Here is a 21,646-nt window from a genome sequence, read left to right on the forward strand (position 1 = left end):
GCCGTCCGACACAGTAACTTATTTAAGTTTCGGCGAATATCAATAGCTAATTAATTTATGATGTATGAAGTCAAGATTTGACCCTTCTGGTTCTCTAGTAGGTTGGGTTGAGTGAAACGAAACCCAACACCACATCTCCATTACTCACTCTTTATATAAACCACCACACCAGCTTATTTAAACGCGTAGGTCGGATAAGCAAAGCGCCATCCGTAAAGGCTAATTAATTTCTTCCCCGCAGTGATAGCATTTATTTTTTGGCAGGCGATAGCTAGTAGCTGATTGCATTACCTGGTTTTTCTTACAATTTGGGCAAAAGTAATTAATAACATTCACAATTAGCGCGATTGCAAAAATAAAACTGCCAATATAAAACGGGTTTGTATAAAACTGGCTACTCGCTGGTGAAAACATAAAGCCAATAACACATATAATCAATGCGACTAAATACACTCGAAATTTGATTGTCTTACTCAAAATTAAATTCTCCTTTTTTATTTTTTTATCAAATAGATTGGTATTTAGCCACTTAATTTTAAACAGAGAACTCTTATTAAACTACCAACCCCATTATTTTCAAATGCTTTCAAGAGTGGGTTTGTATTGTTATACATTTATCAAGTACAGCTAATCTGTGATACGGTCTGTAGTTAATTTAATAAAAGGATTTAGATATGGAACTTCTTAGTTCAATACTCGCATTTGTAGTTTTAATCATTAGTTTTAGCTGGTACAGCACGGTTAAAAATCTAAAGCAGCAATCTAAAAAAAATATAGATTCATTGAATGACAAGCTTGATGTGTCAAGAGCAGAAATTAAGAACACATCAAGTAAAAATAAAGAGTTACTCGATAAATACAGCCCAATTATTCAAGTAGAAAACTATATTAAAGACCTTCTAGAAAAAGCTGAGTTGGAAGCAAAGACTATAAAACAAAATGCAATGGATTTAGCGAATGACATTGAACTAGAAGCTGTTACTACAAGAGAAACCCTGAAAGTGTATAAAGCCGAAGGGAACCAAAAGCTTAAAGAAGCAAAAGAAAAAGCTGAGAAAATTCGCCTTGAGGCTAATCAAGAGGCAGATCGAATTACATCATTTGCAGTTCAGCAAGCTAAAGAAATTGCTGGTGATGCTTACGAGGCTAAAGAAAAAGCAGATATCTATGAACAAGCAATTAAAGCTATGCGAAATACTATCGAAGGCTATAAAGACGACTACATAATACCAAATCACTCAGTTTTAGATGATTTAGCTGATGAATTTAGCCATAAAGAGGCTGGAGTCGAGTTAAAATTAATACGTCAAAACATCCGCCAAATGGTTAAAGATGGTTTTGCAGGCGATTGCGATTATGTCGAGCACCATAGAAAAACATACGCAATACATTTTGTGGTTGATGCTTTTAACGGCAAAGTAGATAGTGCATTATCCAAAGTAAAACACGACAATTTTGGGAAGATAAACCAAGAAATTTTAGATGCTTTTGCATTAGTAAATCACAATGGCGTACCGTTTCGTAGTGCGCGGATTAATGAAAAGTATTTAAATGCTCGTTTAACAGAGCTTAAGTGGGCAGTCGCGGTCAGTGAACTTAAAAGAATTGAACGAGAAGAACAAGCTGAAATTCGGGCACAGATACGTGAAGAGGAAAAAGCGCTACGAGATATCGAAAAAGCAAGAAAAGAAGCTGAGAAGGAAGAACGATTAATTCAAAAAGCGCTAAAAAAAGTCAGGGAAGAGCTTTTAGCTGCCAATGATGAACAAAAAGCTGACTATGAAGCCAAGTTGTTTGATTTAGAAAATCAATTAAAAGAAGCTGAGGATAAAGGACAAAGAGCTATTTCTATGGCACAACAAACTAGACGTGGTCATGTTTATGTCATCAGTAACATTGGTAGTTTTGGTGAAGAAGTATTTAAAATAGGTATGACTCGAAGGTTAGAACCAATGGACCGTGTTAAAGAGCTTGGAGATGCATCTGTCCCGTTTTCTTTTGATGTTCATGCAATGATATTTAGTGAGGACGCACCAACTTTGGAAAAAGAACTTCATCGTCGTTTCAACTTATGCTCAGTTAATAAGATTAACTCAAGAAAAGAGTTTTTTAAAACAACGATATCTGAAGTGAAACAAGCTGTAGAAGTGAGTGGTATTTTAGATGTTCATTGGACGCTGAAAGCAGAAGCTGCTGAATATCGAGAAAGCCTATCCATAGAGAAAAGCATGCGAGAAAGCGCAATTGCATAATTAAAGCCAATAATTCATATAGTGTTGATTCAAATAACACTATATGAATTAAATACTTCTTCCAACCACCATCACAAAACGTAATCATTAATATCATATTTGATAATTTTTTGTCCTCACTACAATCATTTATCATGGCTAATTAATTCCTTTAATTACATTTAACGCCTTTGCCGTTAAGGAACATGCCATGAGTAAAAAAGAGTTAAACCGCAGAGACTTTATGAAGTTATCAGCTGCTGGGTTGGGTGCTGCCGCGCTGCCTATGCTGTTTACAAGTTTAAATGCTAATGCCAACCTGCAAGCTGCGGGTAAAGGCGAGCAAGCAAATGGCTTAGCCGATTCGCCAATGCCTTATCCGCGCACGTTTTCGCATATTGGTGTGTCAGTGCCAAGCCTAGAAAAAGCCGTTAAGTTTTATACTGAGGTGCTGGGCTGGTATTTAATTATGAAACCCACACAAATAACAGAAGATAAATCACCGATTGGTGAGATGTGTACTGATGTATTTGGTGCTGGGTGGGGCAGTTTTAAAATAGCCCATTTATCAACAGGGGATAGGGTGGGGGTTGAGCTATTTGAATTTAAAAATCAGCAAAACCCAAAAAATAATTTTGAGTATTGGAAAACGGGAATATTTCATTTAAGCGTACAAGACCCTGATGTAGAAGGACTCGCTGATAAAATAGTGGCCGCGGGCGGAAAAAAGCGTATGAAAGCGCCGCGCTATTATTACCCAGGGGAAAAACCATATCGCATGATTTACATGGAAGACCCGTTTGGCAATATTTTAGAAATTTATAGCCACAGTTACGAGCTTATATATTCAAGTGGCGCTTATGGTTAATTTATTATGTAACGAGTCACTGTACTTTATTCAATAAACGCTAATAAAAAAGCGTTGCCCTAGAGCAACGCTTTTGTATATTTTTTTACAGCTTACAGCTAACTTATTCCGCCGCTAAGTAATCTAAAACCACTTGATGATGATCTTTGGTTTTAAACTTATCAAATAAGTGTTTAATTTTACCGTCTTGGCCTACTAAAAAGGTTAAGCGGTGAATACCATCGTACTCTTTACCCATAAACTTTTTGTAGCCCCATACGCCAAATGCTTCAGCAATGGCGTGATCTTCATCGGCGAGTAAATCAAAGTTAAGCTCTTTTTTAGTTTCAAAGTTTTTAAGGCGCTTAATAGGGTCTGGGCTAATACCCACTACGCGGGTGTTAAATTGAGCAAGCTGCGCTTGTTGGTCACGTAAGTTTTCGGCTTGAACCGTACAACCCGGTGTAGAGGCTTTAGGGTAAAAGTACACCAGTACTTGTTGCTCTTTTAACAGCTCACTTAAGGTGACTGTTTCGTCGTTTTGATTTTGTAAGCTAAATTCTGGTGCTGTATCACCGGCTTGTAATGGACTAATTTTGTTCATGCTGTGCTCCTTAGCGAATACGTTTAAAAATATAATCTACGTTAAGACTGTGCGAAAGGTTTTCAAAGGTCACTTTAAATTGGTCTATATCAACCTCTACTGGGATATTAAACTCAATTTCGCAGCGCATTTTAGTGTCGGTTTCTTCATCGTAAGTGTCTGACTTTAATGAGCAGATACTAATGTGGTGATCGGCAAAAAAACGCGTTACTTTACTCAGTGTACCTGGGGTGTCTATCCCTGTGTATTCAAGGGTATAGCCTGCGCAAAATTCACTTTCGGTGTGGCGAGTGGTGCTGCGCTTCATCATGGTGAGTAGGCCTAGCTCCATGCCTTTAGTAGGCAAGGTGTGCTCTATGCGGCTAATGGCCGACATATCGCCGCTTAGCAGCATGGTAAAGGTAAATTCGCTGCCTAAAATAGCTATTCGGCTATCTATAATGTTGCAATGACAATCACTTACAAGCTGTGTAAGTTCACTTACAATTCCCGGTCTATCTTCGCCAATAGCGGTTAAAACAATTTGATGATTTGAAAATGCAGTCATGAAGTTTAATACCTACGTTTTTTGAAATATAACAACCGAGTTGGTATAGCCCGCTGCGCATACACTACGTTGCACGGCGGCGAAGTTTAACACAAAAAGCACCCTAAACTACATAGGCGCTTAATTAAAGGCGCTTTAAAGCGTTGTGTTCCTTGTTTTTACTGGCACAGGAAAGTACCATAGCTAAAATTTGTCTTTTTGTTGTGATTGATTTTATAACACTTAGGTGTGAACTTTATTGCAATTAGACAGCCAAATAATAAATGTAAAGTTAATGTTGATTTTACACTGAACCAAATTCGGTATTACCCACTCATATACGTGTAAAACAATTAAAGGGTATGCTAAGGAGAAATATCTGTGCAGTATTGGATCCCAAAAGCACTTGCAGTGAGTGTATTGGTAAGTTTATCAGGGTGTAATGTTTTTATTAATGAAGCGCACAACGAACGCAATTATCGTACGCATGAAGGTGTTAAAACCCCGCCATCGTTATCTCAACCAGCGCAAGATCCGGTTTATAAAATGGATGTGGGCCAATACGATAACAACCCTGAGGCAACAAACTATCGTCCACCAGCACAGGTTTTAACTGTTGCTAAAGGTAGCTGGGTAGAAGAGGGCGATAAACAAGCGCGTATTTACTTTGATAAAAACGATGGCATTGTTGATTTAGATGAATTTGTTTGGGACTCAATTAAAGCGGTTATTGCCGAAAATAATGCAACAACCACAAAAGAAGATAAGCTACTTGGTATTATCGAAACCGACTGGTACTCAATAATTAAAGCTGAAGAGAGCTGGTTATGGGGCGATGAGGTAAGCGAAAACCAAGAGCGTTTTAGATTTACAATTGAAGAAAAATCGCATCAGCGTACTGCTTCGTTACGCGCTGAACTTATTGACTTTAAAGGTGATGACACGTTAACCGATTTACTTAAGCAGCAATTAGAAGTACGCGCGCTTAACCAAGTTGTGGCTGAATTTGATTATCGCTATCGTCAGTTAGAAGTAGAAAACCGCAAGCGCCAAGGTATTATTTCTTTAGAAATGGGCTTTGATAACAAAGGCAATGCTGCACTTGTTACTGAGCAGTCATACGATGCAGTATTCGATCGCTTCTCGGGCTTTTTAGAGCGTCTATCGTTTACTATTGTTGAGATTAAAACCGATACCGGCTTAATAACTGCCGACTACAACAAGCCAGAAAGCAGTGTATGGGATTCTATTTGGGGCGACGAAGTTGCGCAGCTTCCAATTGAAGAAGGCCAATACCAAATTTTAGTGAGCAAAACTAAAGAAGGCGGTACAAGCTTAACCTGGATGGATGACAAAGGCGAAACACTCGAACCTGGCACCATGAATGGTTTACAACAAGCGTTAGAAGCAGCACTTATTCAGCGCGGCATCAAAATTTAATAATTAATAATAAGTTTTTACTACAAAAAGAGCGCTTTGCTCTTTTTGTAGTTTTTATGGATTAAAAAATATGTCTCAGTTACCTCCTCGCGGGCACTATACGTGGCGCACTTGGTTTACTTTTTTAGTACCGTCGTTAATTGGTGTGTTTTTATTTATGACACCCATTCCTACCGCAGACGGGATGACCATTCCTATTGCGTTAATGGCTAAAGGCGTGCAAGCGTTGATGTCTGGCTCTGCGCAAGCAATTATTACCCTTATTATTTGTATTACTGGCGTTATGTCGGTGATCACCAAAGTATTTAAACCCGCCGCTATTTGTCAATCACCCCTGTTAAAGCATTTATTTGATGTAAGTGTAGTGTGGTTAGTGGTGCGTTTATTCGGTATGGCGTTTGTGCTAATGACCCATTTAGGGTTAGGTAGCGAGGCAATCACCTCTGCAAACACAGGCGCTTTGGTATTAAACGACTTATTACCTGTTTTGTTCTCGGTATTTATACTAGCCGGTTTATTACTGCCTTTACTAATTAACTTTGGGTTATTAGAGCTTGCAGGCACCATGCTAACCAAGGTAATGCGCCCTGTATTTGGCGTACCTGGGCGAAGTGCAGTTGACTGTACTGCGTCGTGGTTAGGTGATGGCAGTGTTGGTATTTTAATGACCGCAAGGCAGTACGACCAAAAGCACTACACGCAGCGCGAAGCCGCAATTATTGGTACTACGTTTTCGGCGGTTTCTATTACCTTTAGCTTGGTGGTTTTAGGCCAAGTGAAATTAGAGCACTTATTTGCCCCATTTTATGCCACCGTATGTTTAGCCGGTGTGGTTGCCGCTATTATTGTGCCGCGCTTACCGCCACTTCGCTTTAAAAAAGATTTGCTTATTGATGGTAGTGAGCCAAATCGCGATGCTGAGGCTATCCCAACGGGTAAAAGCTTAGTAGGGCACTCACTTGATGTAGCATTAGCAAAAGCCAATAACTCGTCGGGCTTTAAAGGTACCTTAAAAGAGGGTGTACATAATGCGCTTGATATGGTGTTTGGTGTACTGCCTGTTGTAATGGCCGTAGGAACATTTGCACTTATTATTGCTGAGCACACGCCGGTATTTCAATATTTAGGTATGCCGTTTGTGCCATTTTTAGAGTGGTTACAAGTACCCGAAGCACAGGCCGCGGCACAAACTATTATGGTGGGATTTGCCGATATGTTTATTCCGTCAATTTTAGCTGCGGGCACCATTGAAAGTGATGTAACTCGCTTTATTATTGCGGCAATGAGCGTAACTCAGCTAATTTATATGTCTGAGGTTGGCGCACTTTTACTGGGTAGTAAAATACCGGTAAACATTGTTGAGCTGTTCGTTATATTTATTTTACGTACACTTATTACGCTGCCGGTTATTGCCTTAATGGCGCACTGGTTAGTTGGCTAGTCGTGTATTTTTATAAAAAGCCCTGATTTATCAGGGCTTTTTTGTGGCTAGTTATTTCAATTTACCCTAATGCTTAACATTCTTAAGTGGCAAATTGATACTAAATACGAATGAAGATTAAAAACGCCTTGCCACTGAAAGAGTTAAAAAGTTTAAACCTGGGTTAGGCTCTTTAAATCCGGCGTTTGAGTAATGAATAACCCGAAGCGCTACGTTTGTGTGGCCAAAGTCTGCAACTAGGCCAATACGGTCTTCAAATTGGTAGTGAGTACTAATATTTTTGCCCGCAAATTTAGTTTCATCAATAAGCGATACACCAATACCTGCTTCAATATAAAACGGGGTATTGTGAAAACTAAAAGCAGGAAACTGCAGCACGGGCGACATAGCCAAAACAAGATTAGATTGCGAGTTGTCACCATGGCGGTATTCCCACATATTAACGCTGGTTTCAAAATAAAAGCGCGCATCGCCCACTAAGTTTTGTAAGCTAGGGGCATGATATTGATAAGCCAGCTTAACGCCATTCACGTTGCCTTCGCCTTTGAGAACATCTACGGCGTAACCATGATTAGACTGCGCAAACGCCGTGTTACCCCATACAGAAATAACTAAAAATAGAATAAGTGTGAAAGTTTTATATACCGTTTTCATAACTGCCAAATTGGTGTGTGAGTCGAATGAGTAAATAAATGATAAGGGCGGGCCATTCACATTTTCAATGAGGACAAAATGCCGCTTGTTTATGGGGTGTTAACAGTGAAGGCTTAACTAATTGAAAATAAATAGTTTATTTAATTGGTGCTGTTTTGGCATTAATAAGGTGCATTTTTGTGTCTGTTTTTGTGGCTTAAAATCGCGTAATTTAGCCACATCTTAATCACACACATGGTCACGCTCATGAAACTTTTTAACACTATTTTTATTGCTGCTGCCTTTTTTAGCAGCGCGTTATTTGCGCAAACGGCGCAGTCGCCTCAACATATGCTTGAAGGCGTTGCCGATACGCTTTTTAGCGATATTGCAAAAGTAAATGCACAAGGCGATGCAAGTAAAGCCGATATGGCGCGCATTGTAGAGACGCGTTTAATGCCAAACATAGATATTAAGTTTGTGTCGTTTAAATTGCTTGGTAAGCACATTAAAGGCATTGAGCGTGAGCAAGCTGTACGTTTTATTGATGCGGTAGAGCATTATTTAACAGGTACTTACGCAGGTGCGCTAATGAAGTACACCGGCCAGCAAGTAGTATTTGAACAAGATACCGCTAAAAGCGACTCTGAGTACGCGACGGTTAAAACGCAAATTATTGAGCCAAATGCGCCCGTGATTGATCTGCATTTTAAGCTGCGCCAAGGTAAAGACCAGCAATGGAAAGTTTACGACATTGTTGCCGAAGGTATTTCGCTTTTAAGCGCTAAGCAAAAAGAGATCATTCAACGTATTTCTGATGTAGGCTTAGAGCAAGTAATTACCGAACTAAAAAATAAATAGTTCACTTCCTGATTAAGACCCTCTCCAACCACAAAAGCAGCCGCACTAAAGTGTATTGGCTGCTTTTATATTTTCTTAATATTCATCTACTTTAAGCTCGCAGCAAAAAAAAGGTGTGATAGAATATCAGCACGTCGATTAAGCGTGGTGTCAGCTAAAAACTGCTATAACTGACGCCTCATCAAGCTACACTGGAGTTGTGCTGTTTTAATGGAAAATGTACTGATTTGGCCAAAGGAATACCCATTACTTATTAAAGGACTTGTAGAACAAAACGGTGCCTTTATTTTAGATGCTTTAGAAGCTTGGCCTGCATGTCGTTCTACTATTGAAGATGACGGTGTATGCACCACTGTGCTACCGCCCATTTACTATTTGATATGGTTAACCCCGCTTGAACCCTTTGAAGAGTGTTATTTTCAGCATATTAGTGAATATGACGAAGATGCGCACGCTTACATTGCTGCTGTTAAAAATCATTATTTAGATAACGAATACACCAGCGAATCAATGGCGCTAATGCTGTGCCAGCGCTTAGAAAAATACGCCAGTGTGGCGGCGCAAAACGCACTTGATACGCCGCTTTCGTTGTTTAGCTTATTATTTAGTAAACGCTATTTTTCGTTAATTGAACATGCTCTAAATAGTGGCAGCAAATTAAGTGCACACGATACGCTAGCACTGTGGCAAGAAGTTGATTTTAGAGAGCGTTTAAGTGCTTTTTTACCTGAATCGGTTGCTGATTTAAACGAACTTACAGAGCTTGCCAGTCAAAAAGTAGCAAACGGTAAAGACTATTTTACGCTGTTAACGCAAGTATCGCCTGATGTTGATTCTATTGTATTGCTTGAAAAAGCATTACTTGCTCATTTAAGCCAAAAAAGCGCAAAGCAAACCATGGCGATGCGTTTTATAGAGCAAGGTGCCACTGGTACATTGGCTGATGAAAACAATAAAACAGCGTTTATGTGGGCAGCCGAAAAAGGCTATGTAAATGTGATAGAAACCCTGTTGGCTAAACAGGATCAAAAAGCGCAAGACACCTTAGGCAATACCGCACTGCATTATGCAGTGTTAGCTAAAAACGAAACCCTTATGGTGCTATTACTAAAAGCAGGTTACGACTTTAGAGCACGTAATAACGAGGGCTTAAGCTGTTACCGGTTAGCAGTAAGTATTAAAGCAAGCAATTTAGTTAAATGCCTTGAGCGCGATTTTGGTATAAAAGAGCTTTCGCCAGAAGGGCAGTTTAACCGCATTAAAAAGGTGCACGCCTTACACGCAATTGTCACTATTTTATTACCATTGCAGCTCTATTTCTTTTTTGATGAAAGTATTGCCATAAAAAGTGAGCTGACTTTAATTTTTACATTGATTGCATCGGTGTGTTTTTTCTTTGCGGCGAGTTTAAAGCGCTGTGCGCTCTATCCACATATAAAGCACCCGTGGGGATTATTTGTGTTGCGTGTTTTTTCGTTGTTAAGCTTAATAGCTCAGCTTGGATTAGCCAGCATAGTTGCACTGGCTGCACTGAGCGAATTAGTGTAGCGGCCGCCATGGCAAACTAAAAGCCTAAAAAAACGCGCTCACATTGTTATGTTAAGCGCGTTTTTTGTATGTATAAGCTATTATACCAATCCGCAATAATATCTAATCATTTTGCGGGGCTAAACGTGTCGCTATCTGCGTTAAAAAACTCTCATTTAGAACAACTAAATAGCGAATTTTTTGCCTTGCTATCAACACGTTTTTCCATCCTCAAAATAGATCACTTACTTATGCGGATTGGTATTATTTCAACTTTCAACTTTCAACTTTCAGCTTAAATAATTTATTTTGCGAATTAGCATTATTTATTGTATTCGTTAGCGGCTTTTTCCTCTGCGAGCTCTTCTTTAAGCTTACGTATTTTTAAGCCTTGCTCTTGCCCACGGTGCCTTGCGTAATACGTGCAGCCAATAAACATGGCTGAGGCAAACACAAGCTCTAATAACACCCATATTAGCTCATCAGGTGCAGCCCATAACATGGTTAAGCCGTGTATAAAGTACAACATAACAACAAAATTAGCCCAGGCGTAAGTGTAAGTGTTGTCTTTAATAAAGCCTCTTAAGGGCAACAGTAAAGGGATTATAGGCACAAACAAGGATACAAAACTTGCGTTGCCATTTAGCGGAGGTACAAAGTACATCCAAAGAGGAAATAAAAGTAATAAACCCACATAGCCAAAAATAGCGGTGCGCTGAAATTTTATAGTAATTGGCTTTTTAGCAGGGGTGTCAGCGGTATTCATTGAAGTTTTCTCGCAATGTGAGTGAGGCGTTTACCAACGCTTTGGCATATTTTAATTTCATCTTTACTTAAAGTATTCGTATTACTACTGCCGGCTACATGTGTTGCCCCGTAAGGTGTGCCGCCGGTTTGCGTAGCTAGTAACTCTGGTACTTCGTAAGGTACCCCTAATAACATCATGCCGTGGTGTAGTAGCGGTAATGATAAATTAAGTAAGGTGGCTTCATTTCCGCCATGCATACTGCTTGACGATGAAAACACACAGGCTGGTTTATCTATTAACTGGCCTTTTAGCCAGAGATCGCTGGTGGTTTCCCAAAACGTTTTTGCTTGCGATGCCATCATGCCAAATCGGGTAGGTGTGCCAAACGCAAGGCCGTCGCAATTTATTAAATCATCTTTTGTAATTACTATATCGTGCGGATTTTTAGCAACAAAGGTACGCAATACGGCTGTGGCACCCTGTTGCTCTATAGATTCGGCTATTTCGTGCGCCATAGCCTCAACCGAGCCATGGCTTGAGTGATACAGTACAACAATGCGAGTCGTCATTATAATACGCTTAATACGTTTTCTGGCGGACGGCCAAGGGCTGCTTTACCGTTGTTTTGTACAATAGGGCGTTCAATAAGTTTAGGGTTGTCTACCATGGCGTTTATTAGCGCTGACTCGTTGGTTTCTTCTTTTAGGTTAAGAGCTTTGTATGCATCTTCTTTTGTGCGCATTAGCTGGCGAGCTGAGCTAAAGCCTAATTGTTCTAAAAGTTGGCTTATTTGCTCATGGTTAAGCGGTGTTTTTAAATACTCTACTACGCTTGGTGTTACGTTGTTTTGTTCTAGTAATGCTAGGGTTTCACGCGATTTAGAACAACGTGGATTATGATAAATAGTAACTGACATACAATTAGTTCCAAAATGTAATTTGCCGCTATTTTAGGGCAAGCGCTGACAGACTTAAAGCCTTGCCAGCTCTTTTTGTAAACGGCGATACTGAGTAAGCAAGGCTTTTAGGCGTTGCTGTTTAACCAGCTCTGTGGGTTCTACGAAGTTAAGCGCTTTTTGGATTTCGTCTGCCGCTTTAATATACGCGCCATATTGCGATAACACATCAGCATTGGCCTCGTGATAAGCGGCAAGCTTGTCTTGCTTTTTATAGGCATCGGCTAATAGCTGTTTACCTAAGTTGTGGTCGGGTTTTTCAAGTAAAAAGCTTTTTAAAATGTTTTCAGCTAATTCAAACTGCTCAGCCTCTAATGCCGCATTTGCATAGTTTAAAGTTATAACTTGGTTGTTAGGGCGATAGTTGTTTAGTTCAGCCAAAAACTTTACCGCTTCATCGGCTTTTTTTTGCGCTATTAGTAAATCGGTATGGGTATCGATATAGAATAAATTTTTAGGACTTTGCGCTAATAGCGGCTCTAAAATTTCGGCGGCTTCATCTAGTTTATCTTGATCAAGTAAGCTTATGCCCAAGCCGTATTTAAGCGCGGTGTTGTTGTAACTGTTTTCGCGCATTAATTTTTTAAATAACGCTTCGGCATTTTCGGGCTTATTGGCATAACGAGCAAGTACACGGCTTTTTGCTAAATTAAACTCAAGGCTTGGGTTTAAATGGCGCACAGGGAATTGCTCTGCACGTAGGCGTACGTCAGATACACGGCTCTCTGGCAATGGGTGAGTCAGTAAAAAAGCGGGTGGTTTGTACTTATATCTTATTTGCGCTGAAAGTTTAGTTAAAAATTCACTCGATGCACGGGCGTCAAAACCGGCGTTATTAAGGGTTTGCATACCAATTCTGTCGGCTTCTTGCTCGGCAGCACGGCTGTGAGTTAATTGGCTAAACGCAGCTTGGGTTTGGTTAGCCGAAATAATAGCAATACCTGCGTCGGGAGCAACAACGGTGGCTAATATACCGGCTATCATGCCTGCAATAGTCAGTGCGCTGTTGTCTTGTTGTTGCTGAATACGACGAGCTAAATGGCGCTGAGTTACGTGCGCTATTTCGTGCCCAAGTACAGAGGCAAATTGGCTTTCGTTATCTGATTGCGCAATAAGCCCAGTATGCACACCAACATGCCCGCCGTAAAAAGCAAAGGCATTAATTTCGTTGTTATTTACCCAAAAAAACGAAAAAGGAAAACGCACGTCGTTTGCATTAGCCACAAGTTTTCGGCCAAGTGTGGTTAAGTATTCGTCTAAAACGGGGTCGTTTACTACCGGTGATGAGCCTCTTATTTGCATCATCATCACTTCGCCAATGGCTTGTTCTTTTTCAAGTGGCAAAACTTGTAGCGCAGACGTGCCTAAATCGGGTAGCGTAAAGTTTGTTTGTGCCTTTAACGGCTCACTAACCAGTAGGCTAAAGGTAAGCGCGGCACTGCATAAAGTGATAAAGGCTGATTTTAGCTGCATTTTATTCCTTGTTAATTTGTTCACCAATGGCAATTTTTGCTATGTCAATTTCATCGCTGTTTGCACGGCTGTCTTTTTCGCACAATTGGTAGAGTTCTTTTATTGTGACTCCATCAAGCTTTACAACGTTCAATTCCTGCTGCAAAAATTTAATAATTTTATGTACTACCTTATGTGCATGTAAAATAATGGCTTTATCGGCCTTGTCGCCGCGCTCAAAATAAAAGCCAATAAACTTATGGAGCTGATTTATGCGGATCAGGTTTTTCATTGAATGCGGATCCCATACTTTAAATTCCATAAAGCGGTTATCTTTAACGTATTGATCAATAATTATGTCTTTAGCATAAGGTTGCGCCCAGAGCTCAAAGCCTCGGTCGGTAAATACTTGGTGTAGCGCTATACGCGGCTTATGCTTGGTGTGTATTTCACCAAAATCATCTTCATAGCCATCAAGTAAGTCTAAGTTCCAATTGCGTTTATTGATCAGGCTTTTTACAGCATTATCAAATCCGTGCTCCAATATTCCTTCAGATTCGCTGACCGAAGAAGCAACAAGATGATAAAAAGGCGGGAGCTCTCCCCAGTTTATCTGCTTTTTATACCAATTAATCTCTTTGAGAGTTGGATTACTAGGTAGTTGCGCTTTATTATGCGTGCCAGGCATTAACTTATCCTTACTGCTAATTATGTTATAAGGATAAACCATTGCTGGAATGGTTTTAAGAAAAAGTTACTGCTGTTCACATTTTATAAATAGAATGACCGACAATATGCGACTTATTATTCATTTTACTTAGCGAGTAAAGTAGTTATGTTAGAGTGCGATTTAAAAAAATTTAAATGCCCACAACAGTTTGTACAATTTAAATTAGCGCTTCGTAATGCGCAGTCATCTAATAAGGCAATAACGTTTAGTATAAATAACGACGAAAGCGCAGATGATATTACGCGTTTTTTAAGCAAAAATGCATATACATATAAATTTGATCAACACCTAGGACTATTACTAGTGGAGCCATTGCATGTTTGAATACGTTAAAACATGGTACGAAAGAAAGTTCTCAGATCCTCATTCAGTCACCTTACTTTTTTTACTCATTGCCTCTGTGGCATTACTGTACTTTTTTGGCTCGTTAATTGTTCCTGTGTTAGTGGCATTGGTGATTGCTTATTTACTTGATTGGCCGGTCGTGCACTTAGAGCGCTTTGGGTTAAAACGCTTTAGCGCCACAGTAATTGTAATGCTGATATTTACCGGGGTTATGCTTACCCTTATTTTGGTTATTGGCCCAGTACTTTGGAAGCAAACCAGTAATTTAGTACAAGAAACCCCGCACATGGTAGAGCAAGGTAAGTCATTTTTAATGGCCTTACCACAGCAATACCCCAGTTTAATTAATGCCGAGCAGGTCCAAGCTATTGTGGCAAGTGTAGAGACAAAGGCGCTCGAATTTGGCCAAGTTATTGTCTCGTTTTCACTTACTTCGTTAAAAGATGTTGTGGCATGGCTTATTTATTTGGTGCTTGTACCCTTACTTGTATTTTTTATGCTTAAAGACAAGCTTGAGCTTACAAGCAGTGCCGCTACGCTTATTCCGCAGCAGCGACGGTTAATTTTGCAAGTGTGGCACGAAATGAACCAGCAAATAATGAATTATATTCGAGGCAAAGTATTCGAAATTTTAATTGTGGGTGGCACCTCGTTTATTGCCTTTACTGTGCTTGATTTACGTTATGCAGCTTTACTTGGTGTGCTGGTTGGGTTTTCGGTGTTAATTCCATTTGTGGGTGCGGCATTGGTTACCATACCGGTTGCGGCGGTGGCGCTGTTTCAATTTGGTATCGAAACGCAGTTTTGGACCATATTAATAATTTACGGGATCATTCAGGCGCTCGATGGTAACGTATTAGTGCCCTTGTTGTTTTCTGAGGCCGTTGATTTAAATCCCGTATTTATTATTGTTGCAGTGCTATTTTTTGGTGGCTTATGGGGTTTTTGGGGCGTGTTTTTTGCCATTCCGCTCGCATCGCTTGTAAAAGCGCTAATAAATGCCTGGTCATCTACGCATGGAGAAATAACAAAAGAGCGGGCAGAGTAACGTACTTTTAGTTTAAAAAAGCATAGTAAACGCACCTAAGTTACTAATTGATTATTACCCTATGAGAACAAACTTATGTACTATTGGGTATAAGATATATTTTTTAGTAATAAAGGTGCGTTTTTAATGTCTGAGTTTTTATTGCACGATGAACAAGCAGCCCAAGTTTATCTTGATGCAAACGCTACAACACCTGTTTTACCCTGTATTGCCGAAGTGGTGTCGCACACCATGCAAATTTGTTTTGGTAACCCCTCAAGCCCCCATATTAGCGGTATACAAGCCAAGTATTTATTAGAACAAACAAGACAAAATGCACGCCATGTTATTGGTGCGCCCGATGGCGATATTCTTTTTACCTCAGGCGCAACAGAGGGCATACAAACAGCCATTGTTTCAACGCTCATTCATGCTAAAAATCATACGATTAAAAACCCTGTATTATTGTACGGGGCAACTGAGCACAAAGCGGTGCCTAATACGTTAAAACATTGGAATAGCGTTTTAGGCATTAACGCCCAATTACTGGCTATTCCTGTTGATAGTAAAGGGGTTTTAGATTTAGCGTTTATTAGTGAGCACATAAATAACGCGCTAATGATTTGCACCATGGCGGTTAATAACGAAACCGGTGTTTATCAAGACTTAAACGCTATAGAACATACTATTCGCAGCCGTAATAAATCAGTGTCTTGGATGGTTGATTGTGTACAAGCCTTAGGTAAACAAGCGTTAGCGCTTAGTAGTACCAGCATAGATTATGCCCCGTTTTCGGGCCATAAACTCTATGCACCAAAAGGTATTGGTTTTTTATACATTAAAAATGGCAGTGCCTATACGCCATTTATTGCGGGGGGCGGGCAAGAAAGCGGCATGCGCTCTGGCACCGAAAACCTACCAGGTATAGCAGGGCTTAATAAACTGTTTAACTTGCTGCTAGATAAAAACGACGCCACGTTTAAGTCGGTTAAGGTATTAAATAGCTACAGAGCGCAACTGCTTAATGCGCTGCAAAGTACCTTTGGCGATATAACCTTTAATCACGATTTTTCACATTCTGTACCTACCACCCTTAATTTTGCTGTCGATACGCTTACCTCCAAAGAGGTTATTGATTTATTTGATGCAGCAGGCATTAGAGTGAGCGGTGGCTCGGCATGTAGTACAGGGGCAACGCGCAGTTTTGTGCTTGATGCAATGGGGGCAACAGATTGGCAAAGTGAAAACGCCATTAGGCTGTCTTTTGGACCTGCTGCAACCGAGCAGCAAATTAGCCAAGCATGTAAGCGTATATGCTCGTTAAAGGCGGTATTAGAGGCCAATTGCTTAATTGTTTCTGACAGTGCGTCGCCAAAGCAAGAAGTGTGCGCGCTGGGGTTAACACAATTTAGGCATAAAGGGGCGTGTAGCTGGCTGTATGTTAGTGACGATGACAGCGCCGTTATTATTGACCCCGTATTAGAGCTTATTCCGCGCTTTGAAAAAATAGTGAGCACACAACAGCTCAACGTAAAAGCAATTTTAGATACCCACCAGCACCAAGACCGTCCAAGCGCAGTGGCTTTGTTAAATGAAGTACTGGGCACAACGCATGCGATGCAAAATAGCATTGAGCTTGGTACAAAAACACTAACCATAAAGCCAACCCCAGGGCACAGTAAAGACAGCGTTAGTTATTTATTAAAAGAGCGCACCACAGGCCATATTGATTATTGTTTTTGCGGTGATTTAATTTTACCTGCAGGACTTGGCAATACCTCGCTTGAAGGGGGCAGTGCAACGCAAATGGCACACTCACTTATTAGCCTTGCTGAGAAAATAAGTGACGATACGGTTATTTGTTCGGGGCATGACTATCAGCAATGCTTTGCCATTAACTGGCGTACTGTACGTGCACAAACGCCTTTGCTTAGCCCATTATTAGATGGAGAAATAAGTACGGCGCAATTTGCACAGCTAAAAGCACAACACGATCAGCTACATATGCAAACCAGTAACCAATTGTGTGGCTATGTACAGGCGGCGGTGCAAACAGACACTAAGCAGCTAGACTTTACGCAAGCTAAAGCGTTACTAACGCAAAAAAATGTGTATTTAATTGACACCCGTGAGCCGTATGAACATGGCGCAATTAATGTGGCGGAGCTTTTTGCCGCGCCTTTAGCTAATACGCTTAATATTTCACTTAGCCGTATGGCTAACGCCATAGTACAAAATCAATTAAACCCGCAGCACACCTATATATTACTGTGTAGAAGCGGCAATCGTTCTAAAATTGCAGCGGCAAATTTACAGCAATTAGGCTTTGCGAATATTTATAACGTAGCGGGTGGCTTGGCGTTGGTGAGCTAATTATGGCCTAGTTTTGAGGATGTTTTAACCACCTATAAAGTTAGGCGAGTGCATACGATGCATTCTATGCTTTGGGCCTATAATGTTTCGAAGTTTAATTTGCAGCAGTGTTTGGTATTTTTACATGGATGTAAGCCAGTAGCGTAACGCAGGAGCCGTTACTGAACCCATTAGGGAACAAACCTCGCGCCAAAATTAAATTGTTCCTAGTTTGTACAAATTTTAATCCTAAAAGGTCAACAGGCCCTAATTCATGAATATTTAATAAATGTTGTTTAAACTATTAAATGCTTAAAATTTGTGGGTAATTAATTCATAAAATTTTTATGATACCGGTGTCAAAAGTAAAAAATTGCGTTATTATCTGCATCATAAATTATAAAAACAGCATTTTTATTGCTTTTTTCGTTATACTAAGCGCTTGCTTTTTTACTAGCACTACGCGCAATTAGCGAAGTCTTTTTACCTAAAACTGTTTTTAAATCATTAATTTAAATATTTTAGAGGATATTTACATGTCTAATCGTTCGCAATTAGCAAGTTGGCAAGCACTGCAAAATAGTGCCGCGCAGATGAAACAAACCCATCTAAAAACGTTATTTGCACAAGATGATACACGATTTGATGCATTCTCTACTCAGATTTCGGGTGTGTTGTTTGATTATTCAAAGCAGCGTATTGATAAAACTATTTTTGCACAACTCATCGAGCTTGCTAAAGAGTGTGACATTGCCTCTTGGCGCGACAAGATGTTTAGCGGTGAAAAAATCAATATTACAGAAGAGCGTGCTGTTCTTCATACTGCTTTACGTAATCGAGCCCATACACCTTTAGTTGTTGACGGCGAAGACGTAACGCAAGCGGTTGATAACGAATTAGCAAAAATTAAAACCTTTGTAGAAAAAGTACGCAGTGGGCAATGGGTAGGCTACACAGGTAAAGCAGTAAAAGATGTGGTAAGCATTGGTGTAGGTGGTTCAAACCTAGGCCCGCAAATGGCAACAGAAGCGCTAAAAGCACTTGCTGATGACACTTTAAATGTTCATTACGTATCTAATGCTGACGGTGTTCAAATTGCCTCTGTGTTAAAAGCAATTGACCCAGAAACAACCTTGTTTGTTATTTCATCGAAAACATTTACCACATCAGAAACCATGACCAACGCTAAAACGGCTGTTGATTGGTTTTTACAAACAGCAAAAGATGACAGCGCCATTGCTAAGCATTTTGTTGCTGTTAGCACAAACTTAGAAAAAACCGCAGCCTTTGGTATTAGCGATGAAAACGTATTCACTATGTGGGATTGGGTAGGGGGTCGCTTTTCACTTTGGAGTGCGATAGGCTTACCTATTGCGTTATACCTAGGTTATGACGCGTTTGAAGCTATTTTAGAAGGCGCATTTGAAGTAGATGAGCACTTTAAAGCAGCCCCATTTGAGCAAAATATTCCTCTTATAATGGCACTACTTAGTGTATGGAATACCAGCTTTTTAGGCTTTACGTCGCAAGCTATTTTACCGTACGATCAAGCGCTTCATATGTTACCTGCGTATTTACAGCAAGGTGAGATGGAAAGTAACGGTAAACACGTAAACTTTGCAGGCGAAACCGTACCTTATACAACGGTTCCTATTATTTGGGGTATGACCGGTATTAACGGCCAACATGCGTTTTATCAGTGCTTACACCAAGGTAATGTAATTGTACCTGCTGATCTTATAGCCTCAGTTAAGCCGCAGGTAGCCGTAGATAAGCATCACGATATTTTATTATCTAACTTTTTAGCGCAAACAGAAGCAATGATGAGCGGTGTAGATGCACAGCAAGTCACAGAAGATTTAGCCGCTAAAGGTAAAACACAAGCGCAAATTGATGAGTTACTAAATCATAAAATTCATCAGGGGAATCGCCCTACAACATCTATACTGCTAGATACAGTTGATGCAAAAACAGTAGGACGCTTAATTGCGCTGTACGAACATAAAATTTTCTGCCAAGGCATAATTTTAGAAATTTGCTCATTTGATCAATGGGGTGTAGAGCTTGGTAAAGGCCTTGCCTCTAAAATTGAAAGCGAACTAACCGATGACAGCGTAAAACACGCCCACGATAGTTCAACAAATGGCTTAATCGCGTACTACAAGCAACACCGTACGCAGTAATATATTCGCTTATGTAAATAAGCAAACCGAGTACCTTTGAACGGGTAGCGCTGGAGTTCTTAGGGCCTGTATTTTTGTGAGAGGATTTACAGGACTCCTAAGACTCATTTAATTGTGCGAACAGTCAAATAATAAATAAAACGCCATAGCGTAAAACATTCAATAGGCTTTTATTAACACTAAGAGCCACTGTCATTCAAGCACTAAACCTGCATACCAAGCGGCTTATGGAAGTCGCTTTTAGGTATTACAAACGTAGAGAGTAACTATGCTTAATCCTTTTGATATTATAATTTTTGGGGGCGGTGGTGATCTTGCGTTACGCAAATTGCTACCTGCAATGTACAGAGCATATCAAGAAGGCAACTTACCAGAAGGCTCGCGTATTCTGCCTACAGTGCGTGAAGAAAGTAAGCGTGCTGACTACATAGAAACAGCACACAACGCACTGAAAGAATTTTTAAGTAAAGGCGAATTTAACGCTAAAGATTGGAAAGCATTTTCTACTTACTTAGTGCCTGTAGTAAGCAACGTAACCGAAGCTGACGACAACTGGGATGTACTTAAAGGCATTTTAGATGAGCACGACAGCAATAAATCTCGCGTATTTTATTTATCACTTCCGCCTGCTGTTTACGGCACATGTTGTGAAATTTTATCAACGAAAGGTTTAATCACACCCACTTCACGTGTGGTTGTTGAAAAGCCAATTGGTTACTGCGGCGAATCAGCAGAGGCTATCAATGGTAAAATTGCAGAGTTTTTTGACGAAGAGCAAATTTTCCGTATTGACCACTACTTAGGTAAAGAGACAGTACAAAACCTAATGGCACTGCGTTTTTCAAACTCACTGTTTGAAAACATGTGGGATGCTAAATCTATTGATAATATTCAAATTAGTTTATCTGAAACGGTAGGCCTTGAAAGCCGTGCTGGTTTTTACGATAAAGCCGGTGCACTGCGCGACATGGTGCAAAACCACCTATTACAGTTATTGTGCTTAGTGGCAATGGAATCACCAAATAAACTAAACGCAAATAGTATCCGTACTGAAAAACTTAAAGTATTAGAAGCACTTCGTCCGTTACTAGAAGGTGACGTAGATGAAAATATCGTTCGCGGTCAATACGTACCAGGGGATTTAAACGGTAAAATTGTACCAGGTTACTTAGAAGAGCTTAACGAAGGCTCAAGTAAAACAGAAACCTTTGTTGCTATTCGTGCACACATTGATAACTGGCGCTGGGCGGGGGTACCTTTTTACCTTCGTACTGGTAAGCGTATGGCTAAACGTTGTGCAGAAATTGTGGTTGAGTACAAAAAAGTATCGCACAATATTTATGAAGAGAACGTGGGTAATATTGAGCCAAACCGCCTTGTTATTCGTTTGCAGCCTGAAGAGACGATTCAATTAACGCTTATGTCTAAGCGCCTTGATAATCTTGAAATGCAATTAGAGCCGGTAACGATGAATATTGAGCTTTCTCAAGCATACAGCAATGGTTTCCATTCTGATGCGTACAAACGCTTAATGCTTGATGCTGCAGCTAATAACCCATCGTTATTTATACACCGTGACGAAGTTCGTCAAGCGTGGAAATGGATAGATCCAATTATTGAGCGCTGGCAAACCAAAGGCAAACCTGCACTTTACCGTGCTGGTAGCTGGGGACCGGATGATGCTGATGAATTATTAGCTGAAAACAACCACGTGTGGTTTAACACAGGCGATAAGGCGTAAGGT

At 40.2% G+C, this 21,646-nt stretch carries 19 protein-coding genes and 1 pseudogene; 12 read left to right on the forward strand and 8 right to left on the reverse strand.

Features of this window, described 5'->3' with window-relative positions:
• Positions 1 to 674: 674 nt before the first annotated feature.
• The 3 genes and pseudogenes from NQT65_RS00235 (at position 675) to NQT65_RS00245 (ending at position 3,099) form a co-directional block, all read left to right on the forward strand.
• Positions 675 to 2,252 carry an SNIPE associated domain-containing protein gene (locus tag NQT65_RS00235; protein ID WP_256850222.1) on the forward strand — a complete coding sequence of 526 codons (1,578 nt, stop codon included), beginning with the start codon at positions 675 to 677 and terminating at the stop codon, positions 2,250 to 2,252.
• Between the two features lie 190 nt (positions 2,253 to 2,442).
• Positions 2,443 to 2,523: pseudogene (locus NQT65_RS00240) on the forward strand (twin-arginine translocation signal domain-containing protein); the annotation flags it as partial.
• A 78-nt stretch (positions 2,524 to 2,601) separates the two neighbouring features.
• Positions 2,602 to 3,099 (forward strand): lactoylglutathione lyase family protein, encoded by a 498-nt coding sequence (locus NQT65_RS00245; protein ID WP_256850582.1) that lies wholly within the window; start codon positions 2,602 to 2,604, stop codon positions 3,097 to 3,099.
• Positions 3,100 to 3,202: 103 nt separating this feature from the next.
• Here the strand turns inward: NQT65_RS00245 and bcp are convergent, their stop codons facing one another.
• Together bcp and NQT65_RS00255 are read right to left on the reverse strand one after the other, a co-directional pair.
• Entirely contained in the window at positions 3,203 to 3,682 is a 480-nt protein-coding gene (bcp, locus tag NQT65_RS00250; protein ID WP_029774548.1) for a thioredoxin-dependent thiol peroxidase, read from the reverse strand.
• A 10-nt stretch (positions 3,683 to 3,692) separates the two neighbouring features.
• Complete coding sequence (locus tag NQT65_RS00255) at positions 3,693 to 4,229, reverse strand: glycine cleavage system transcriptional repressor (protein ID WP_029774547.1); 537 nt, start codon at positions 4,227 to 4,229, stop codon at positions 3,693 to 3,695.
• Between the two features lie 360 nt (positions 4,230 to 4,589).
• Between NQT65_RS00255 and bamC the strand changes: the two genes are divergently transcribed.
• Both bamC and NQT65_RS00265 read left to right on the forward strand, forming a co-directional pair.
• Positions 4,590 to 5,648: an NlpB/DapX family lipoprotein gene (gene bamC, locus NQT65_RS00260; RefSeq protein WP_029772477.1), complete on the forward strand. Its 1,059-nt coding sequence runs from the start codon at positions 4,590 to 4,592 to the stop codon at positions 5,646 to 5,648.
• 70 nt (positions 5,649 to 5,718) lie between these two features.
• The gene (locus NQT65_RS00265; RefSeq protein WP_029772478.1) at positions 5,719 to 7,089 is read left to right on the forward strand and encodes a YjiH family protein; all 1,371 of its coding nucleotides are present in this window, start codon (positions 5,719 to 5,721) and stop codon (positions 7,087 to 7,089) included.
• Positions 7,090 to 7,206: 117 nt separating this feature from the next.
• Here the strand turns inward: NQT65_RS00265 and NQT65_RS00270 are convergent, their stop codons facing one another.
• A complete protein-coding gene (locus tag NQT65_RS00270) occupies positions 7,207 to 7,743 on the reverse strand; it encodes an acyloxyacyl hydrolase (RefSeq protein WP_029772479.1) in 537 nt (178 codons plus the stop codon).
• A 246-nt stretch (positions 7,744 to 7,989) separates the two neighbouring features.
• Here NQT65_RS00270 and NQT65_RS00275 point away from each other — a divergent pair, with 246 nt between their 5' ends.
• Positions 7,990 to 8,583, forward strand: coding sequence for an MlaC/ttg2D family ABC transporter substrate-binding protein (locus tag NQT65_RS00275; protein WP_004589167.1), 594 nt, complete (start codon positions 7,990 to 7,992; stop codon positions 8,581 to 8,583).
• 210 nt (positions 8,584 to 8,793) lie between these two features.
• Complete coding sequence (locus tag NQT65_RS00280) at positions 8,794 to 10,131, forward strand: ankyrin repeat domain-containing protein (RefSeq protein WP_004589168.1); 1,338 nt, start codon at positions 8,794 to 8,796, stop codon at positions 10,129 to 10,131.
• A gap of 301 nt (positions 10,132 to 10,432) precedes the next feature.
• Here NQT65_RS00280 and NQT65_RS00285 read toward each other — a convergent pair whose 3' ends face one another.
• Genes NQT65_RS00285 through NQT65_RS00305 form a run of 5 tightly spaced genes read right to left on the reverse strand, consistent with a single transcriptional unit; the run spans position 10,433 to position 13,953 of the window.
• Entirely contained in the window at positions 10,433 to 10,876 is a 444-nt protein-coding gene (locus NQT65_RS00285) for a DUF2069 domain-containing protein (RefSeq protein WP_138685914.1), read from the reverse strand.
• Positions 10,873 to 11,427 (reverse strand): NAD(P)H:quinone oxidoreductase, encoded by a 555-nt coding sequence (gene wrbA, locus NQT65_RS00290; protein WP_004589170.1) that lies wholly within the window; start codon positions 11,425 to 11,427, stop codon positions 10,873 to 10,875. The genes NQT65_RS00285 and wrbA overlap by 4 nt, the downstream gene beginning before the upstream one ends.
• Entirely contained in the window at positions 11,427 to 11,774 is a 348-nt protein-coding gene (arsC, locus tag NQT65_RS00295) for an arsenate reductase (glutaredoxin) (protein ID WP_029772483.1), read from the reverse strand. Before arsC ends, wrbA begins: the two co-directional genes overlap by 1 nt.
• Before the next feature lie 54 nt (positions 11,775 to 11,828).
• Complete coding sequence (bepA, locus tag NQT65_RS00300) at positions 11,829 to 13,286, reverse strand: beta-barrel assembly-enhancing protease (protein ID WP_024034211.1); 1,458 nt, start codon at positions 13,284 to 13,286, stop codon at positions 11,829 to 11,831.
• 1 nt (position 13,287) lies between these two features.
• Complete coding sequence (locus NQT65_RS00305; RefSeq protein WP_126007556.1) at positions 13,288 to 13,953, reverse strand: hypothetical protein; 666 nt, start codon at positions 13,951 to 13,953, stop codon at positions 13,288 to 13,290.
• 147 nt (positions 13,954 to 14,100) lie between these two features.
• Here NQT65_RS00305 and NQT65_RS00310 point away from each other — a divergent pair, with 147 nt between their 5' ends.
• The 5 genes from NQT65_RS00310 (at position 14,101) to zwf (ending at position 21,643) form a co-directional block, all read left to right on the forward strand.
• The gene (locus NQT65_RS00310) at positions 14,101 to 14,319 is read left to right on the forward strand and encodes a hypothetical protein (protein ID WP_004589174.1); all 219 of its coding nucleotides are present in this window, start codon (positions 14,101 to 14,103) and stop codon (positions 14,317 to 14,319) included.
• Positions 14,312 to 15,388 (forward strand): AI-2E family transporter, encoded by a 1,077-nt coding sequence (locus NQT65_RS00315; RefSeq protein ID WP_256850223.1) that lies wholly within the window; start codon positions 14,312 to 14,314, stop codon positions 15,386 to 15,388. The genes NQT65_RS00310 and NQT65_RS00315 overlap by 8 nt, the downstream gene beginning before the upstream one ends.
• A 126-nt stretch (positions 15,389 to 15,514) precedes the next feature.
• Positions 15,515 to 17,740 (forward strand): aminotransferase class V-fold PLP-dependent enzyme, encoded by a 2,226-nt coding sequence (locus NQT65_RS00320; protein ID WP_256850224.1) that lies wholly within the window; start codon positions 15,515 to 15,517, stop codon positions 17,738 to 17,740.
• A 515-nt stretch (positions 17,741 to 18,255) separates the two neighbouring features.
• The gene (gene pgi / locus NQT65_RS00325; protein WP_256850225.1) at positions 18,256 to 19,902 is read left to right on the forward strand and encodes a glucose-6-phosphate isomerase; all 1,647 of its coding nucleotides are present in this window, start codon (positions 18,256 to 18,258) and stop codon (positions 19,900 to 19,902) included.
• A 268-nt stretch (positions 19,903 to 20,170) separates the two neighbouring features.
• Entirely contained in the window at positions 20,171 to 21,643 is a 1,473-nt protein-coding gene (gene zwf, locus NQT65_RS00330; RefSeq protein ID WP_004589178.1) for a glucose-6-phosphate dehydrogenase, read from the forward strand.
• The last annotated feature ends 3 nt before the right edge of the window (positions 21,644 to 21,646 follow it).

It is taken from the genome of Pseudoalteromonas agarivorans (assembly GCF_024518735.1).
In the GTDB taxonomy this organism is placed as follows: domain Bacteria; phylum Pseudomonadota; class Gammaproteobacteria; order Enterobacterales; family Alteromonadaceae; genus Pseudoalteromonas; species Pseudoalteromonas atlantica.

Bases quoted from the DNA above. Each gene is read 5' to 3' on its own strand.
- NQT65_RS00275 (WP_004589167.1), top strand. From the start codon at position 7,990: ATGAAACTTTTTAACACTATTTTTATTGCTGCTGCCTTTTTTAGCAGC.
- NQT65_RS00310 (WP_004589174.1), top strand. From the start codon at position 14,101: ATGTTAGAGTGCGATTTAAAAAAATTTAAATGCCCACAACAGTTTGTA.
- NQT65_RS00285 (WP_138685914.1), bottom strand. From the start codon at position 10,876: ATGAATACCGCTGACACCCCTGCTAAAAAGCCAATTACTATAAAATTT.
- NQT65_RS00255 (WP_029774547.1), bottom strand. From the start codon at position 4,229: ATGACTGCATTTTCAAATCATCAAATTGTTTTAACCGCTATTGGCGAA.
- NQT65_RS00235 (WP_256850222.1), top strand. From the start codon at position 675: ATGGAACTTCTTAGTTCAATACTCGCATTTGTAGTTTTAATCATTAGT.
- arsC (WP_029772483.1), bottom strand. From the start codon at position 11,774: ATGTCAGTTACTATTTATCATAATCCACGTTGTTCTAAATCGCGTGAA.
- NQT65_RS00280 (WP_004589168.1), top strand. From the start codon at position 8,794: ATGGAAAATGTACTGATTTGGCCAAAGGAATACCCATTACTTATTAAA.
- NQT65_RS00265 (WP_029772478.1), top strand. From the start codon at position 5,719: ATGTCTCAGTTACCTCCTCGCGGGCACTATACGTGGCGCACTTGGTTT.
- NQT65_RS00320 (WP_256850224.1), top strand. From the start codon at position 15,515: ATGTCTGAGTTTTTATTGCACGATGAACAAGCAGCCCAAGTTTATCTT.
- NQT65_RS00305 (WP_126007556.1), bottom strand. From the start codon at position 13,953: ATGCCTGGCACGCATAATAAAGCGCAACTACCTAGTAATCCAACTCTC.
- bcp (WP_029774548.1), bottom strand. From the start codon at position 3,682: ATGAACAAAATTAGTCCATTACAAGCCGGTGATACAGCACCAGAATTT.
- bepA (WP_024034211.1), bottom strand. From the start codon at position 13,286: ATGCAGCTAAAATCAGCCTTTATCACTTTATGCAGTGCCGCGCTTACC.
- pgi (WP_256850225.1), top strand. From the start codon at position 18,256: ATGTCTAATCGTTCGCAATTAGCAAGTTGGCAAGCACTGCAAAATAGT.
- wrbA (WP_004589170.1), bottom strand. From the start codon at position 11,427: ATGACGACTCGCATTGTTGTACTGTATCACTCAAGCCATGGCTCGGTT.
- NQT65_RS00245 (WP_256850582.1), top strand. From the start codon at position 2,602: ATGCCTTATCCGCGCACGTTTTCGCATATTGGTGTGTCAGTGCCAAGC.
- NQT65_RS00270 (WP_029772479.1), bottom strand. From the start codon at position 7,743: ATGAAAACGGTATATAAAACTTTCACACTTATTCTATTTTTAGTTATT.
- zwf (WP_004589178.1), top strand. From the start codon at position 20,171: ATGCTTAATCCTTTTGATATTATAATTTTTGGGGGCGGTGGTGATCTT.
- NQT65_RS00315 (WP_256850223.1), top strand. From the start codon at position 14,312: ATGTTTGAATACGTTAAAACATGGTACGAAAGAAAGTTCTCAGATCCT.